Here is a 16,316-nt window from a genome sequence, read left to right as displayed (position 1 = left end):
TTTCGGCTGGGCCAAGACCGTGGGGCGCATGCGTCAGGTGATGGTGCGTGGCTTGAAGAAGGTGGACCAGATGTTCGTGTTGAACATGGCGGCATACAACCTCGTGCGCATGCGATCACTGGCACAAATCCGCTTATAAGTGGCGGAAAGCGTGGCAAGGAGGTCAGAAGTCGGCCTCAAGCCGCCGAAAGAACGTTGAATTCGCGTTGAGATTGCACAATGCGAAAGTTTGCGACTGGCGGGCGCGTACATCGAGGCGCACCGCTTCCGCCGGGGGTGTATTTCCGCAACCTGTTAAACCGTTCCCAATACGTCTTATCTGCGCTTGAATCAATAACCGTTGCACAAACTGGATTGTGGTCGCTCGCAGGTACAGAAATCGCCCAATGGTGGACGATGGTCAGATTATTCGACACATAAATGCGATCGAGATTGTGCCCACTGACTTTGTGTGTTGGCGTGCCCGAATAGGCATAGTTGTAGTACGAGGTTCCGTGAATTCGGTGAGCCGAGCGACTTTTGCGGTGAAGTTGAATACGAATGTGCGAAAGCTGCGAGGGCCGCGTTAGCGCTGGCTCGGGCCACTCGCCGGCGGCACGGAGCCGCGACGTGGAAGCCGGGCGCCGAAGATTCAGCCCTGGAGCGCGAACTGTCCGACTTCATCGCGATCGCTGAAGAAAAGCGCAAACAATCGCTCGAACGTCGGACGGGCCCAAGCGTCGGCTTGCGAGCTGACATACAACCATCCAAACACCAGTTAAGCGTGTGAGACCTGTGTGAGGCTAAGGGGCGTCAGTCCGTGAGGCGCTTCGCGATCCTGAGCGGTCCGTCGACGCGACGAACATCATTGGCGCATCTGGAAGTGAAGCGGACATCCCTCATGCAATTTCCACGGACGCGTCCCGGCAGCTTCAGGCGACGACACTGGTTTCGCTAGCGGAGGTGACGACAGGCGCGTCATCGAACGATTCCATCACGCGGCAAAGGTCCCACCGCTGCTACGCGTACTTGTCGCCTACTGTGTTGCGAACGGGATGCGTGTCGTAAACGATGATCATCTGCTTGATGAGGCCGCTTTCGTCGAACTCGAATACGTCAACACACTCAAATTTCACCGCAGAGCCGTCTTTTAGCCCCCAGTCGTAGACGAAATACCCGGTCGCGCGTCGGGCTCCCGTCGTGCTGACGCAGATATCGATGGGTGTGATCCGGCTGTCTCCCGATGCTGCACCAACCTTTGCAAAGAAGGGCGCAGGGTGCATCCAGCCGAGAAATGGCGAGCATATCTGTGCGTCCGCTGCGAACAAGGCGCAGATTGCGGCGACGTCGCCGCGCTCCAGTTCGCTCAGGTAGGTGCGAATCTGCCGCGTGTATAGTGCTTCCGATGGTGAACCCACAATCATTCTCCGAAGGTTTGTTGACAGGCGCTCGCACGAAGGAGCGCAGAAATGACCCAGTCACGATAGCGACGCAGCGATGACCAAACAATCGAAAAATTCGCAACCCGGGTATGCGGATCCTTTGGCTGACCTCACGCGCGCTTTGCCTCAACTGTCTGCGTACCAGGCGTTCGTCGCCGCGGCAGAACTTGGCAGTATCAGCAAGGCCGCTGACCATCTGTGTCGAACGCAGGGCGCGGTGAGCCGTCAGGTCCAGCATCTGGAAGCCCATTATCGATGTGCGCTGTTCGTGCGCCACGCGACAGGGCTGACGCTGACAGCAGAAGGAAATGCTCTGTTGACGGTGGCCGTGAACCTGCTCACACAACTGGTTCGACACGCAGACGTTCTCGCACAATCCGCGTCCGCTCTCACCCTTCGGCTACCGTCAACATTTGCGATTCGCTGGTTGCTGCCGCGGCTGTCAGTGATCAATCTTGCGTTGCCCAGGACAGAATTGCGCATCTATACATCGGCAGACGATGCGCCCGATTTCACTACGCCCGACGTCGACGCCATCGTGGTGCGTGGAGCCGGACATTGGGTGGGTATGGATGCGATACCGTTGTTTCAGGAGCGCCTGACGCCGATGTGTACGAGTGAACTGGCCGCATCGCTGAAAACCGTAGCTGACCTTGCGCGGGTCAATTTGCTCCATCCGGGACACGGCCACGGAGAGTGGCGATGCTGGCTCGATCATGTTGATGCGACCCGGATCGACACCGGACACTGGCTCGTCTTTGATACCCTCGAATTAACGCTCACCGCCGCCGCACAGGGACATGGCGTTGCTATTGGCGACCCTCGGATGGCGAAGGAACGCCTTGAGGCAGGGGCACTCGTCATGCCGTTCAGTGAGGTTGCGCAAAAACGGCCTGGGCTATTTCCTCGTCTATCCCTCGCAACGAGCCGCGCAATTCAAGATTCGCACACTCGCTGACGTCTTGACTCGGCTCGCGCAGGAGGACCCGTCGATACCGGACCGATAAGCACCCGCCAAGTCGCTCGACTCCACCGGCGCCAACAGAGCGAAGAAATCTAGCAGTCAAAGGGCGTCATCGAATGGCCGTTTGTCGATGCGTAGCGGCCGTTTGACTGTCCGAGCGAACCGCCGGCCAAACGTCGGTTCGTGGGCCACCTCCCGCCCGATGTGGATGTCGCTGCTCAATCCACTCCGGATTGTCGCGGACGCGGAAACCGGACGTTTGATTTCGACCCGACAACAGCCGTTCGCGTCGATCCGATTCCAGACGTCGGTGAGCTTCCGCTTGAGGGCGGGCAACTGCAAGCTGCGTGCGAGACGCTATTGCCCCGGCCTTGCCGAAGCAGAGAATGGGGTTGAGGAAGCGCCCAAAAGTTCATTCTTCTCGCAAGGCGATCGCATAGAATTGATGCACTAACGTTCGCGTAAGCCTTGTCAATCTCGCGAAGTCCGTGTTAGCTACCTAACATACTGACGTAGTCTGATGTACTAAATTAACCGCCGTAGACGCAAACGTTCCATTGGACCCACATACGCAACGCGACCGTTGGCAGACTAGCGTGGCGAAGCGAGCCACGTAATGGCGCTCCCGCTTTGGGCATAGACCACTTCAGCTGTGAAAGGCGCAGGCAATTGCTTGCGGTGGTGCTTCGAGCCAGTCATCGAGGCGGCGGATGCCAGAATAGGTTGGCAGATGCGCCAGGAGGAGACTACCGATGGCGAGTCACACCGGTCCCTATCCGCTAGAAGGCGTGCGCATGCCGACTTGGCTGCTGCGCTTCGACAAACATGCGGCGTGCACTTCACCTGTCACCCGCGAACAGCTGCTACATACGCTGCGCAATGCCCCGCCGAGCGACCTGATCTTCTTCTCGCACGGCTGGAACAACGACTTCGACGAAGCCGCCGAACTGTACGCGCGCTTCCTGCGCCATTTCGAGGCGCACACCGCGGCCCACCCAGTCGTGCGGGCCAACGGGGTGCCTTTCACGCCGCTCTTCGTTGGCGTAGTCTGGCCTAGCATCTGGCTGTCCTTCGACAGCGGTCCGCAGATTGCAGCGGCAGTTGAACCGCCTGCCTCTGACAGCGCGGTGGTCGAGGCGCTGATCGACAAGCTCGCGGACCTCGGCAGCGAGGCGTCGATTGAACGCGTCTACGCGTTGCTGGCATTGCCCCGACTGGACGAAACGCAGGCGCTGGAGCTCGCCAGTCTGATCGGGCCCGCCTTCGGCACCGTGCATGACGAAGAGACCGGCATCGGTGCACGCGGCACGTCGGTCGACGAGTTGCTCTCGATGTGGCGCGCGATGCAGCAGGCGCAAGACGGTGGCAGTACCCCCGCGCCATCTCTCGACGACTGGGGTGTGCCTCCAGCAGACGCGGCCGAGTCCCAGGGGGGGGGCGCCGCGCCTTTGGAGACGGCCGGCCTGTTCAGCTTCCTCGACCCGCGCAATGCACTGCGGCTGTTTTCGGTCTATCAGATGAAGGACCGTGCCGGCCTCGTTGGCGCACGCGGCGTCGCACCGCTGCTGCGCGACGTGCTCCAGGCGGCACCGGCCGTGGGCGTGCATGCGGTCGGCCATTCCTACGGCTGCAAGGTGATGCTGTCGGCCGTCTGCGCGCCGGCGTCGCTGCCTCGGCCCTTGTCCTCGCTGCTGCTGCTGCAGCCGGCAGTTTCACACCTGAGCTTTGCGGACGACATACCGCGCATCGGCCGCCCCGGCGGCTACAGGGCGTCGCTCACTCCGGAACGTGTGAGGCCACCCATTCTCAGCACCTACAGTCGCAATGACTTCGCACTGCACGAAACTTTTCACCTTGCACTGCGTCGCGATAGCGACCTGGGCGAGCAGCCGATCGACATGGCCGCTGGCGACGATGCCACCAGCGCTGGCAAGCCGCCGAGCAACTTTGCCGCACTCGGCGGCTACGGGCCACGCCGCGCAGGGCAACGGTTGATCGACCCGATGCCCGCGGCTGGCGCCCCGTACCCGGACTTCGCGCCCGCACACCCGATCGTCGGACTGGACGGCTCGCAGGGCCTGATTGGCGGTCACGGCGACGTCACCAGCCCCGCCACGGCCTGGGCGTTGTACAGACTGGTCACACGCTGAGCGAGCTGCCATGGCGATTATGATTGCGACAACGTACGGGCTCACCACTCTGCGCGTCAGCGTGCGCGCCGACAGCGGGCGCATGGCAGCGGCGGTCGAGTTGGTAAGCTACGAGCACGGTTCGCCCGAGGTGCTGCGAACCTGGTGGCTGTCGAGCGCCGAGCTGGACTTACCCACGCGCATGACGGCGGACTGGTCGCCGACCAGCCAGCTGCCACCGTACTTCGTCTACGAACTGGACGATCGACTCACAGAGGTTGGGCTGGCAGACGGCCTGCCGCTGTGGCTGCATCTTTTCAAACCGTACGGGTTCCTCGGCTCGGTGGATTGGGAAGGCGCACTGGTTGGCGCACTGCGGCGGCCCCTGCTGCGGTTACCGGACTTCCTGGAACGCCCGCGCGAGAACCGCGCCGTGCTCGACGTCGCGCTGGTCTGCAGCGAGCCCGTCTCCGAGCCGCGGCTGGACCCGCCGCAGTTGCTGGTCGACATCGCGCAGGCGGTGCTTCGGCGCTCGCGCCGTGAGCGGACCACGATCCACCTGTTCGCGGACGAACAATACTTTCACATCCTGAAGGCGCGCTTCGCGAACGAGCCCCGGGTGGCCGTGCATGACCCGGCCGCCGCGAGCGCGCATGGCATCCAGGAGCGCGGACATGTTGCCGGCAGCGAGTTGCGAGATCTGCAGAGCCCGTGGCTGCTCTGGATTCGCGACTCGATGCAAGGCCGCAGCCTCGATGCGGTGCACTTCGTCGCTCACGGCTATCTTGCTGACCAGCGCCCGGCGTTAGCCCTGGCAGAGTCGCCACTGTGCAACGTCGACCGGAGTGATGCGCGCTATGTTGGTGTCGGCGAGCTCGCCGCGTTTCTGACCCAGACCGGTGCGTGGAGCGCGATATTCAGCAGCCCGCCCGGCAACTATTCCGAAGCGGGGCTGCGGTTACTAGCCGACACGTTGGCGCAGACCCGACCGGGGCCCGTGCTGTATCACCGGCTGGTGACCGACGGACCCGACTGGCAGCTGGAAGACCTATACAGCTTTCTCTATGCGCCCAATCCGTCGCCGGTGCCGGGATGGCGGGATCAGAAGTGGTTCGCCTACTGCCAGCCGTCGATCGTCGAGAACTTGGCCCCGTTGCCACTGCGGCGCGCGGCCGCAACGGCACTCGACGCCAACGCAGGCTTGTTCGAGAGTACCGCTGTGCCCTTATCGGCCCCGCAGACGCGGGGCTCGCGCAGAGGAGGAAGCCGAGGCGGCGCTACCTCGCGCGGCCGGCCGCCGGCCGCCGTCTCCGCGACGCCTTCTGCCGAGCCCGACCTGCCAAGCTGGGTTTCCGCCGCGCAGCGCTACGTCGAGCAAGCGGCGCAGAAGTTGCAACGCCGCGAAGAGCGTGACCCCGCAACGAGCGCGGTAGGCAACGAGGTCGAGCGCACACTGCAGAAGCTGCAGGCAGTAGTCGCCAGCGTAGCTACCAAGGCGCGTGGCGGCAGGGGAGGTGGCCGGCCATGACGCGCACCGTCCTGATCATCAGTAACCGTGATGGTGTGCTCGACGCACGGATCGAGAAGAGCGCGCCACCGCTGCCCAGGAACTGGAATGACAGGGTGCCCTTTGGGTTCGGCGCTGCCGCGCTGCCGCTGCTGAACGACTCGATGCAGTTGGAACAGTACGGGAACACGCTGGCAATGGGGCTAAGACAGCACCCGGCAATCGCGCAAGTACTGCAGCAAGCATTCAATGCTGCGGCTCAGCAGTCGCACAGTCTGTGTTTCGTGGTCGAGGCTGATGAAGGTCGTCAGATCCGTTGGGAGACGCTGCGCGACGATCGGGGCCATTTTGTTGCGCTGGACGGACGTTGCCACATCGGCCGCATTGTGCGCAGCGTCAGCGCCGAGGACAGTCCGCGCCTGTTCACGCCGCCTCTGCGGCTACTTGCGTTCCTCTCCGGCGTAGGGCTCGACGCTACGGAGGAATGGGGCGCGTTGGCTACCGCCTTTGACGAGGCCCACGCGCGCGGGCTCCCGGTCAAGGCCGAGGTGCGAATTGGCCAAACTGCGCTGCTGGCCCAGGCGCAGGGCGAATGCGATGCTGGATTACACCCTGCAATCAACGTCCGCGCAATGCCCGCCAACGGGCTGGAGCTAGAGGCTCAGATTCGCGCTGTGCGTCCCCACATTTTGCATTTCTTCTGCCACGGCAAGGCTGCAATGGGTGCTGCCTTTCTCGAACTGGCCAATGCCGTTGACCATGTGCTGCCGGGGCGTCCAGGCAGCATCTCATTGGCCATCGACACCTTGGCACAGCTCGAGGGGCTGCGCGACACCTGGCTGGTGGTGCTGAACTGTTGCGAAGGTGGCCAGTCCTTCAATGCCATGGACTCAATGGCCGAGCGGCTCGTTTCCGAGGCCGGCCTTGCTGCGGCCATTGGCATGCTTGAACCGGTGGCAGTTGGTGAGGCGAGTCGCTTTTGCGCTGTGCTCTACCCGGAGCTTTTCTATCTGCTCGAGGGCGTTCTGAACATGCTGCCGGGAGCGTTGCCACAGCGGGTCGATCTATCTCCAGCCATGAGTCGCCCGCGCCGCGCGTTGCGCGACCTGATTCCGCCGCTGAAGGGTGGCGCGCGCTGGACGCTGCCGGTGCTGTACCAGCAAGAGCAGCCGTTCCAGGTGTTCCGGCCGCTGCCAGTGGCACCCATTGCACCCGCAGCACCTGCGCCGGCGTTAGACTGGGCCGTTGTGCGGGCCAAAACCGAGACGGTGGCAGGGATGCTGGCCGGCCTGCCGCCGGACACGCCAGCCGAAGTGCGCGACCGCATGCTGGCGCTGCTGGACGAAGCCCCGGTTGTGCCGGCAGCGTTACGCCCCGACCGCTGGGGCCGCTTCGGCCAGGAGGACGAGGACCTTGGCGGCTGAGCACTTTTCGGCCGACGAGCCGCTGGCCATTAACGCTTGGACGGGGGCGGTCAGTCCCGCTGCCGTGCCCGATGCGGCGGGAATGGCTACCTGGGCCCTCTTGCGCCAGGGCAGCGGGCCGGGCCCGGAGTCGACCCTGATGGCGCCGCAGGAGGTCGCGCCATGGGACTGGAGGCATCCAAGGGTTGGCTGGGGTCTGGTGTTACCAGATGAATTGACGTTGCCGGCAGAAGCACGTAGCCGCGCCGACGATGCGCCCGAACCTATCCGCCAACTTCTGGCCGCCCGCCCAGGCTCGCCTGTACTGCGCTGGAGCGCGGCGCACGGCAACGAAGTACTACTGCGCTACGACACAAAGGGTGGCTACAAGCCATTGGCGCTCGTCAGCGATGATGGCATCGCCCCCGACGCTCTGCCGCTGTATCTGCTGATTGCCGCGTCGCCGCAGCAGGTGCCGTGGTCGTTCCAGTATGCCGCCAATCTACGACGTTATGTCGGGCGTCTTGACCTGGCTGGCGACGCGTTGTCGAACTACGTCGACGCGCTGCTTGGTGGCTGGACCGGTAGCCCTCGCGATCCGAGGGCGCCACTCGTGTGGAGCGTCGACCATGGTCCGCGAGACATCACCTGGCTGATGGACCAGGCGATCTCGCGCAAGCTCATCGACGCCTTTGACGCCGACCAGGATGGCGATTTCGCACGTCGCGTCGGCCTCTTTGGCGCTAACGCCACCGGCGCGCAGTTGATCGAGGCGCTGCGGGAGCATCATCCCGCGCTTGTGATAACCACCAGCCACGGCATGACTGGGCCGCTGCACGATGCTGCGCTGACCGCTGGGCAGCTCGGCGTGCCGGTGGACTGTGCGCATCGCGTCCTTGACGTCGAGGCACTTTGCCAAGCCTGGTCGCCCGACGGGGCGATTTGGTACTCACACGCATGCTGCGCCGCCGGCAGCGACACGCGTTCGCAATACGCTGGACTGTTCGACTCGACTAGCGAAGTCATGCGGGTTCTAGACGGCGTGGCCGCTGTCTGTGGGGCACGCGTCGCGCCGCTCCCACAGCGACTGCTCGGCGTCAGGCGACCGCTGGCGGCGTTCGTTGGCCACGTCGAGCCTACCTTCAACTGGACATTGCGAGACCCACGCACCGGCCAGCCACTGACGCACAGCGTCCGACAGACGCTCTACGACAACCTGTTCGCTTCCGGAGGCGGGCGTCCATTGGGCTGGGCGCTGTCGCAAGTCTTCAAAGACGCTGCGATCTCACTCGCATTGTGGGCGCAGGCGGTGCGCGGTTTCAACAAGGGCCTGCCCGGGGCGTTGGACAGCGCGCTCATTAATCAGTTGACGGCGCTTGACCGGCAACACACGGTCATCCTGGGCGACCCCACGGTCGCGCTTCCAGCGTTGAAGGCGAACGGTTGATCAGCGCCGCAGCGGCATCGGAAGGATTTAGACCTATGACCAGAGACGCAATGGCGCTAGGAGTACCTCCGGCAACGGCGGAAGTCTTCCTTGAACTCCTTTGGGATGCCAAGAATCTTGAGGAAGTTCATCTCAAACCGGACGACGCGCTGGCGCAGATTCGTGGTGCCCTTGCGCGCGAAGATCACCCGACCGTGTGGGCAGTGCTGCGGGCGGAGTTCGCCGTGGTGGGGCCGCTGCTAACGTACGGCCGCTACCTGTCGCCCGAGGAAAGGTCATCCTTTGGCGACCTGCGAAAGATCCTACGCTATGCAGGGGAGCTGAACGGACTGGCCGGCCTAGCGGCGGCTCGCGAGGGACGATTGCGGGCAACGCGAGAGTTTTGGCTTCGTGGGCTGGTTGCCACCCCTGGGGACATGGCCCTGCGCGACGCGATTCGCGATCTGTCAGCCGATTGGTCGCAGTTCGAGGAACTGACGTTGCCCGCGTTGCCTGCGGATGAAGTCGCCTTGGCGGAGCGTGACCGCGAGCAGATCAACGCAGATCTCGGAGCGGCGAACATTACCGATATGACCGTCGCCGTGCTTAAGACCGATGTGGCCAAGGTTGTTGGCTATTCGACAACGGTTTTGATTCTGCCAATGGACATCGTGTCTGCTGCAGTGGTCTCAGACGGATCGATACCCCAAGAGGCGCTGGCGCTTGGCACACGTGAGGCCCTGAAGCGGCTTCTTCCCTTAGCTCCCAGCCTGGCGCTCGCGGAGTGCCTGTTGACGCTTGCACGGTCAATGCGAACTTACCAGGATCCCATCGGAGCAACCGACGCCATTACGATGGCCGTGCGGGTGATGCGGCAGATCGGCAACACGCGCGGCTTGGGGCGTGCGTTGCTGGACCTCGGTGTCAATCTGAAGGATCACCTGTTGCTTTATGAAGCTCTACGTGTGCTCGAGCTCGCGGACGGGCAATTCGATATCTCTGGCGATCGCGGCGGTCTTGCGGCGAGCGCGTTCCATCGCGCGACCATGTGCCGCCGCCTGCAGGTGGGTGAGGCGGCGCTCACGTTTGTTCGGGACGCCAAGCTCGCGTTGCCCGATGTCGTCGCCGCTCGCGGCTGGATTCGGCAGTTGCGATCCGAGGAACTTCAGATCTGCATGGACCTTGACCTCCGAGCTGATGCAAAGACATGCATCGAAGCGTGGCTCGAGAAAGAACGCTCGGCAAACTCGGCTGCGCCGACGCAGTATCTTTGGATGCCACTCGCCGCCCGCGGCGAGTTGGCAAGGCGAAACGGCGACCTGCCAGCCGCGTTGGTTAGCTTCAGTAGTGCGACCGCGCTTGCCGCGCGCGACATACTGCAACATCGGACACTGCGGTTCCGCACCTACGAGCGTGGCAACGCCGACTATGTTTTCGTGGCGGCAATTTTGTGCGCAATGGAGGCCGGTGCGGCCGACTTATGTTTCGGCATCCTGCAACTCGCGCGCACCGGCTCCTTGTCGCTGTCCGTGCGCAGCCGCAGTGCCGCGACAGGCGACATGGCCGAGGTGCAGGAGGAGCGGGAGCAGCTCGCGCGGCTGGTGCAGCGCTCTGTCATTGCGGTGAGTGGTGCGCAGGACCTCAGCGGAATCGAGCAGGAAGTGCAGTGGTTGATAGGCCGGCGCGACTTCGTGCGCGGGCAGTCACCGTCGGGATCATTCGTCGCCGACGATCGCGATGGCGTTGAAGCGCTCGCGCGGGCCGTACGCTCTCGCCTCGACAACACCAGTTGCCTGCTGGAATACGCTTGGGCTGGCGACTGCCTGATCGCGCTAGCGCTCGACCATGGCTGCGCAACCGTGCACCGGCTCGACATCGCCCGCGCGGAAACCGCTCGACTGGTTGCGGCCGTCGAGCAGGAGCTTGCCGCGGGGGACAGCACATCTGCGCTCGAAGAGCTTGCACAGGCACTCCTAGGCAACCTCGGCAAGCGTCTGGAGCCGTTCTCGACTCTCTTTATCGTCCCGGCAGAAGGGTTGCACAACGTGCCCTTCCACGCGTTACCTGTCGGCGACGAGCCCCTCGTCGAGACACACCTCGTGCGCTATCTTGATCGCGCGGCGAGCTTGGCTGATGCGGATGAACGTCCGGCCCCGCGCATCATGGCCGATTCGCATTGCCGGATACTCGGGGTGCCGGCAGTACCGTACTGTGATCTTCCTGCGCTGGAGGGCGTGGCTGTGGAACTCGCCCGCGTCTCAGCGCAGTTTGTCGATGCCGTGGCTGCGCCAACCGCCGTTGCAGCGGACCTCTTCGCAGGTGCCGAGGCCAGCCTGCTGCATGTCGCTTGCCACGCGGAGTTCGAACCCGCTACACCGTTGCTTTCACGATTGCTGTTCAGCGACCGACCGGTTTTTGCCTTCGAGATCGCATTTTCGTCGTTCGCTGCCAGGTTAATCGTCCTTAGCGCGTGCGACACCGCCAACGGGCCGGCATCGACGGGAGGGCGTACTGAAAGCTTGGCATCCGCGTTCCTAAGTGGAGGCGTACGCGAAGTCGCCGCTACGCTTTGGCCACTTGATGACCACGTGGCAGCTCTGTTCGTTGATCGCTTCTATACGGAACTCATCGATTCGCGCGTGTCGGCTGCCGTGGCTGTACGAGCCGCACAGCGTTGGATCCGCAACCTTCCGGACTTCCGGCACCCCTACTTCTGGGCTCCGTTTGTCGTCTACGGTTCAGACTGAGCCTTAGGTACGCGGATGGGTATGCCAGCGGGTGCGCGCACCGGGCTCGAACGTCACGCTCGCGCATGACACCCGAGCGAGCGGCGGCAGTGCACTAAGCGGATCGATACGCACGGTGCCGGTGAACCATTCGGCGGGGCCTTTAATTGAGGGCTGCGAGCCAGCTCTTTTGAGTTTCATGATGTTTCTCTCATGCTCCGCTATTCGCGGCCACACCCAGCTCTTTGTACTTTGATACGGTCGACATTGCGTTGGGCCAGCCTGCGTAGAACGCGAGGTGTGTAGTCAGTTCGACGAGTTCGTCCTACGTGACGCCGTTCGCGATGGCGCGCGGAATGTGAAAATTCATCTTCTCGGTCTTGCCGAGTGCGATCAGCGCAGCGCACGTCACGAGACTGCGGTCCCGTTTCGACAGTTGAGGGCGCTCCCATATGTCGCCGAACAGCACCTCGTCGCTCAGTTCGGCCAGTTTCGGGGCCAGTTTGCCGAACGACTCGCGTGCAGCGGTAGGTTTTCCGGACATGGCGTTCTCCTTTCTCCAGGCCAATAGATGGCATGAGACATTCTGCGGACGGCGCGCGCGTGCGACTAGACGGTAAAATGCGCAAAGACCTATGAGCGGATTTCATCAATGCTGCGCGAAAATGTGACCGACCTGCTGGCATTTATTGCGGTGGCGCGCGAAGGCAGCTTTACCCGTGCCGCAGCCAAGCTTGGCGTATCGCAAAGTGCGCTGAGCCACACGCTGCGCGGGCTGGAAGCGCGCATGGGAGTGCGGCTGCTCGGCCGAACCACGCGCAGCGTCGCACCGACCGCTGCCGGGGAGCAGCTGCTGAGAACCGTCGCACCACGATTCGAAGAAATCGAGAACTAACTCGCTGCGGTGGTCGAAACGCGTGACAAGCCGGTGGGCACGATCCGGATGGGCGGCGACAATTAGCTTGGCCGGTCGCATTGACTCAAGATTTTTGCTACCAGGCGATGCCTGTTGCCTCATGTAATTTGTTACCCGTCAGAATGCTGACGGGGACGACTTATGACGAGGCGGCTCAGCATGACAACACGACGGGAATTGACTGAGGCAGTCGGTGAGCGGTACCGCCGTTCTGATCGGAACGAGAGGCGCAAGATACTGGACGAGTTTGTCCGAGTGACTGGGTATCATCGCAAGCACGCTATCCGCGTACTGTGCCGCGAGCCTCTGCCCTCAAGGACGAAACCCGGTCCACAGCGCCGCTATGACGATACGGTGCGGGCCGCACTGATTACGCTGTGGGAGGCTGCGGATCGAATCTGCGGCAAGCGGCTGAAGGCGCTCATTCCAACGCTGATCGACTCGATGACACGGCATGGTCACCTGACGCTATCGAAGGAGGTTCGCCAACGGCTGAACCAGATCAGTGCCGCCACCATCGACCGGCTGCTGCGTGACGTGCGCGAACAGGCTTTCGCGGGTCAACGCCGGCGCGCGGGCGGAGTGGGCAATGCAATTCGCCGTGCCGTGCCGATCCGGACCTTCTCTGACTGGAACAATCCGCTGCCCGGCTATCTCGAGGTTGATTTCGTCGAGCATTGCGGTGGCACCAAGATCGACGGCGACTTCGTGCACAGCTTCGTGATGACCGATATCGCGACCGGCTGGACCGAATGCCTCGCCATGCCGTACCGCAGCGGCACGCTCGTCCTCGAGTACGTCGAGCGCGTTAGGCCTGCCTTGCCGTTTCCGCTTCGCGGTCTGGACTGCGATAACGACACGGCCTTCATGAACGAGGCCGTATTCGACTTCTGCAAGGCAACAGGCATCGAGCTGACACGCTCACGCGCGTACAAGAAAAATGACCAGGCGTGGGTCGAGCAGACGAATGGATCGATCGTACGTCGCCTCGTCGGCTATGGCAGGCTGCGTGGACTTGAAGCCACGGAAACTCTTGCCTCCCTTTACGAGGTGTCGCGTCTGTACATTAACTTCTTCCAGCCTTCATTCAAGCTGAAATCGAAGACGCGTCATGGCGCGAGGGTCACCAAGCGGTATGAAGCGCCCTTGACGCCGCTTGAGCGCGTGCTGCGTTCGGCGTCGGTGCCGGAGGCAACCAAACGCAGACTACGTGCTAAGTTTCGCGCTCTCGACCCACTGGACCTCTTGAGCCGAATGCGCGAAGCACAGCAGCACGTCGCGCAATGCAGCGAATCCGGCACGGCGCCGACGGAGGCAAAAACACCTGCTCGCGTTCCCCTCGCGGATTTCCTGGCGAGCCTCGGAACAGCCTGGCAGGACGGCGAGGTAAGGCCGACGCATCACCGAAAGGCGAGCGTCCCCCATACCTGGCGCAGCCGGGAAGATCCGTTCGAGCATACATGGCCAACAATACAGCAATGGCTTGAAGCCGAGCCCGGCATCACGGCGAAAAAGCTACATGAGCGTCTCGTCGCCATGGCACCGGCGATGTATTCTGGTGCTCAGTTGCGCACCCTGCAGCGCCGCGTGAAGGCATGGCGATCGAACCGCGCCAGGGAACTGGTGACCAGGATACTCGGCGGCGCCGACGCGATGAAGGCTGGCGCTGCTACGCAGCACCAGCCTTCATCGCAAAACAACCGGAGAGTGACAATTACCCGGGAGTAACATCGTCCCGTGAGGCAACACGACCGGCCACGCTGCTTGACGCTCTCTACATTGAGTTCAATCGGCCTGCGAGGCAGGGAAAACTCGGGCCACGCGATCAGGTACAAGGCCTCCGAAAGAAGGCGTTCAGCCCGTACTCCTTGGGTCTCGACCGCATCAGCCACGATGGCCAGGTCAACTCGACCATTCGCAACGAGCCCGTGCAGGTCGGCAGTGGGTGCTTCGATCAGTTCAATCACGATGCCGGGATAGCTGTCCCGGACGGCGCGAGCTAAGGGAATCGCAAGAACGCGAGATGTGCTCGAGGGGAGGCCTACCGAAACCTTACCTTGTGGCGACTCCGCGTCCTGCCTCAATAGCTCGCTCGTGCGATCCGCCTGGCGCAGGAGTTCCAGGGCATGACGATATAGAGTTTCCCCTGACGCGGTCGGTGCGACCCCTTGCGTGCTGCGCTCAAGGAGAAGGATGCCGAGCTCACTCTCAAGATTGCGTATCTGCTGGCTAACCGCTGGTTGCGCGACATGCAGCGCCTCGCTGGCGCGCGTGACGTTGCCATATTCGACCACCTTCACGAAGTACCGGAGTTGTTTCAGATCCATGCTGTCTCCTGTTCGGCGCCATAAGAAAAAACGCTTGCGTGAGAGGAATATCATATTTTTCGGCGATTGTGTCTCTTCCTATACTCGTCTCATATAGCCGCTGCCGGTGAGAAGACATCGCGTATGGACGGCGACACAAACGGAGACAAGCCATGCAAAAAGCAGTTGTATCGACCTCGCCCGACGTCAAGGCGGGGCGTACGCCGCTATCGCGGGAGCAGATAGGCGGGTTTTGGGCGGTCTATCTCGGATGGGTTCTCGATGGCGTGGATTCCGTCATCTACGCGTTGGTCCTCGTGCCGGCGCTTATGGAGTTACTGCCGCTTTCGGGCATCAAGCCAACCGCGGGCAATCTCGGTATGTATGGTTCGATCCTGTTTGCCCTATTTCTCATCGGCTGGGGGCTGTCGTTCATTTGGGGGCCGCTCGCTGATCGCTTCGGCCGTGTTCGCACCCTTGCAGCGAGCATATTGATTTACTCGATTTTCACGGGCGCGGCTGCCTTTGCACACAACGTTTGGGAGCTTGGTCTGTTCCGCTTGCTTGCCGGCATAGGCGTTGGTGGGGAATGGGCACTCGCCGGAACGTATGTTGCGGAGAGCTGGCCGGAGGACCGCCGAAAGATGGGGGCTGGCTATTTGCAGACAGGCTACTACCTCGGCTTCTTCATTGCGGCGTGGCTCAACTACACAATCGGCGCTCAGAACGGCTGGCGCGCTATGTTTCTGTGTGGCCTCGCGCCGGCTGCGGTCGCCATTTTTACCGTGTGCAAGGTGAAGGAGCCAGGCAAATGGGACCGGGCATCCCGGCGCAACGCGCAACGGGTTTCTCAGAATGCCGTATCGCCGCTTCGCCTGATTTTCGCGCCCGAGTTTCGCCGGCGCACGATAACCAGCGCGGCGCTGGTCGGCGTCGCAATCGTGGGTCTTTGGGCAGGATCGGTCTATGAGGCGAGCGCGGTGGTCAGCCTCGCGACCCGTGCTGGAATCGGTAAGGCAGACGCTATCCGTCTCGCTTCCATCGGCGCCGCCATCTTGTCCGTGGGGACGATTGTCGGTTGCCTGGTCGCACCGTATCTCGCGGAGAAGGTAGGGCGCAGGGTCGCACTCGGCATCTACTTTGCTGGGATGGCGGTTTCTATCGTTATTGCGTTCGCATGGGCCTACTACGTGCCAGACGGCCTTCTCCCGTTCATGGCCACCCTTGCTTTGCTCGGATTCTTTGGCGGCAATTTCGCGATTTTCTCGCTTTGGCTACCGGAGCAGTATCCGACAAAAATCCGAGCGACCGCGTTTGCCTTCAATGCGTCGATTGGCCGCTTCATCGGTGCCGGTGTCAATTTTCTGCTCGCCGCGGCGATCAGCTGGCAAGGTACGCTGGGTGCGCCAGTTGCATGGACTGCTGTCGCTTTCGGCCTTGGCCTTTTAATACTGCCGTTCGCCATGGAAACGCGCGACACGCGGCTTCCCGAATAGCGCCTGCTGCAATCCTCGAAGC

8 protein-coding genes and 6 pseudogenes are annotated in these 16,316 nt (G+C 62.5%); 10 read left to right on the top strand and 4 right to left on the bottom strand.

What is annotated here, in order from left to right; all coding sequences use genetic code 11:
- Window positions 1-139, top strand: a pseudogene (locus tag M3A49_RS22070) (IS5/IS1182 family transposase); the annotation flags it as partial.
- Window positions 140-998: 859 nt separating this feature from the next.
- Here the strand turns inward: M3A49_RS22070 and M3A49_RS22065 are convergent.
- Complete coding sequence (locus M3A49_RS22065) at window positions 999-1,403, bottom strand: nuclear transport factor 2 family protein (protein ID WP_416338994.1); 405 nt, start codon at window positions 1,401-1,403, stop codon at window positions 999-1,001.
- A 73-nt stretch (window positions 1,404-1,476) separates the two neighbouring features.
- Here M3A49_RS22065 and M3A49_RS22060 point away from each other — a divergent pair.
- The 6 genes and pseudogenes from M3A49_RS22060 (at window position 1,477) to M3A49_RS22035 (ending at window position 11,597) form a co-directional block, all read left to right on the top strand.
- Window positions 1,477-2,428 (top strand): annotated as a pseudogene (locus M3A49_RS22060) (LysR substrate-binding domain-containing protein).
- Window positions 2,429-3,137: 709 nt separating this feature from the next.
- Entirely contained in the window at window positions 3,138-4,535 is a 1,398-nt protein-coding gene (locus M3A49_RS22055; protein ID WP_266230848.1) for a hypothetical protein, read from the top strand.
- 10 nt (window positions 4,536-4,545) lie between these two features.
- A complete protein-coding gene (locus M3A49_RS22050; protein WP_266230847.1) occupies window positions 4,546-6,042 on the top strand; it encodes a hypothetical protein in 1,497 nt (498 codons plus the stop codon).
- Complete coding sequence (locus tag M3A49_RS22045) at window positions 6,039-7,445, top strand: CHAT domain-containing protein (RefSeq protein ID WP_266230846.1); 1,407 nt, start codon at window positions 6,039-6,041, stop codon at window positions 7,443-7,445. Before M3A49_RS22050 ends, M3A49_RS22045 begins: the two co-directional genes overlap by 4 nt.
- Entirely contained in the window at window positions 7,435-8,871 is a 1,437-nt protein-coding gene (locus M3A49_RS22040; protein ID WP_266230845.1) for a hypothetical protein, read from the top strand. The genes M3A49_RS22045 and M3A49_RS22040 overlap by 11 nt, the downstream gene beginning before the upstream one ends.
- Before the next feature lie 35 nt (window positions 8,872-8,906).
- Window positions 8,907-11,597: a CHAT domain-containing protein gene (locus M3A49_RS22035; protein ID WP_266230844.1), complete on the top strand. Its 2,691-nt coding sequence runs from the start codon at window positions 8,907-8,909 to the stop codon at window positions 11,595-11,597.
- Between the two features lie 12 nt (window positions 11,598-11,609).
- Here M3A49_RS22035 and M3A49_RS22030 read toward each other — a convergent pair.
- Both M3A49_RS22030 and M3A49_RS22025 read right to left on the bottom strand, forming a co-directional pair.
- Window positions 11,610-11,777 (bottom strand): annotated as a pseudogene (locus M3A49_RS22030) (cupin domain-containing protein); the annotation flags it as partial.
- Between the two features lie 10 nt (window positions 11,778-11,787).
- Window positions 11,788-12,120, bottom strand: a pseudogene (locus tag M3A49_RS22025) (carboxymuconolactone decarboxylase family protein).
- A 108-nt stretch (window positions 12,121-12,228) separates the two neighbouring features.
- Here M3A49_RS22025 and M3A49_RS22020 point away from each other — a divergent pair.
- Window positions 12,229-12,468: pseudogene (locus M3A49_RS22020) on the top strand (LysR family transcriptional regulator); the annotation flags it as partial.
- Window positions 12,469-12,651: 183 nt separating this feature from the next.
- Window positions 12,652-14,220: an integrase catalytic domain-containing protein gene (locus tag M3A49_RS22015; RefSeq protein ID WP_266230843.1), complete on the top strand. Its 1,569-nt coding sequence runs from the start codon at window positions 12,652-12,654 to the stop codon at window positions 14,218-14,220.
- Window positions 14,221-14,270: 50 nt separating this feature from the next.
- Here the strand turns inward: M3A49_RS22015 and M3A49_RS22010 are convergent.
- Window positions 14,271-14,819 (bottom strand): annotated as a pseudogene (locus M3A49_RS22010) (LysR family transcriptional regulator); the annotation flags it as partial.
- A 152-nt stretch (window positions 14,820-14,971) separates the two neighbouring features.
- Between M3A49_RS22010 and M3A49_RS22005 the strand changes: the two are divergent.
- Complete coding sequence (locus M3A49_RS22005; protein WP_266230842.1) at window positions 14,972-16,294, top strand: MFS transporter; 1,323 nt, start codon at window positions 14,972-14,974, stop codon at window positions 16,292-16,294.
- Window positions 16,295-16,316: the final 22 nt, after the last annotated feature.

The organism is Paraburkholderia sp. CNPSo 3076 (assembly GCF_026343935.1).
Classification (GTDB): domain Bacteria; phylum Pseudomonadota; class Gammaproteobacteria; order Burkholderiales; family Burkholderiaceae; genus Paraburkholderia; species Paraburkholderia nodosa.
The sequence above is the reverse complement of the archived record's forward strand: the minus strand, read 5'-3'. Positions and strand labels throughout refer to the sequence as shown.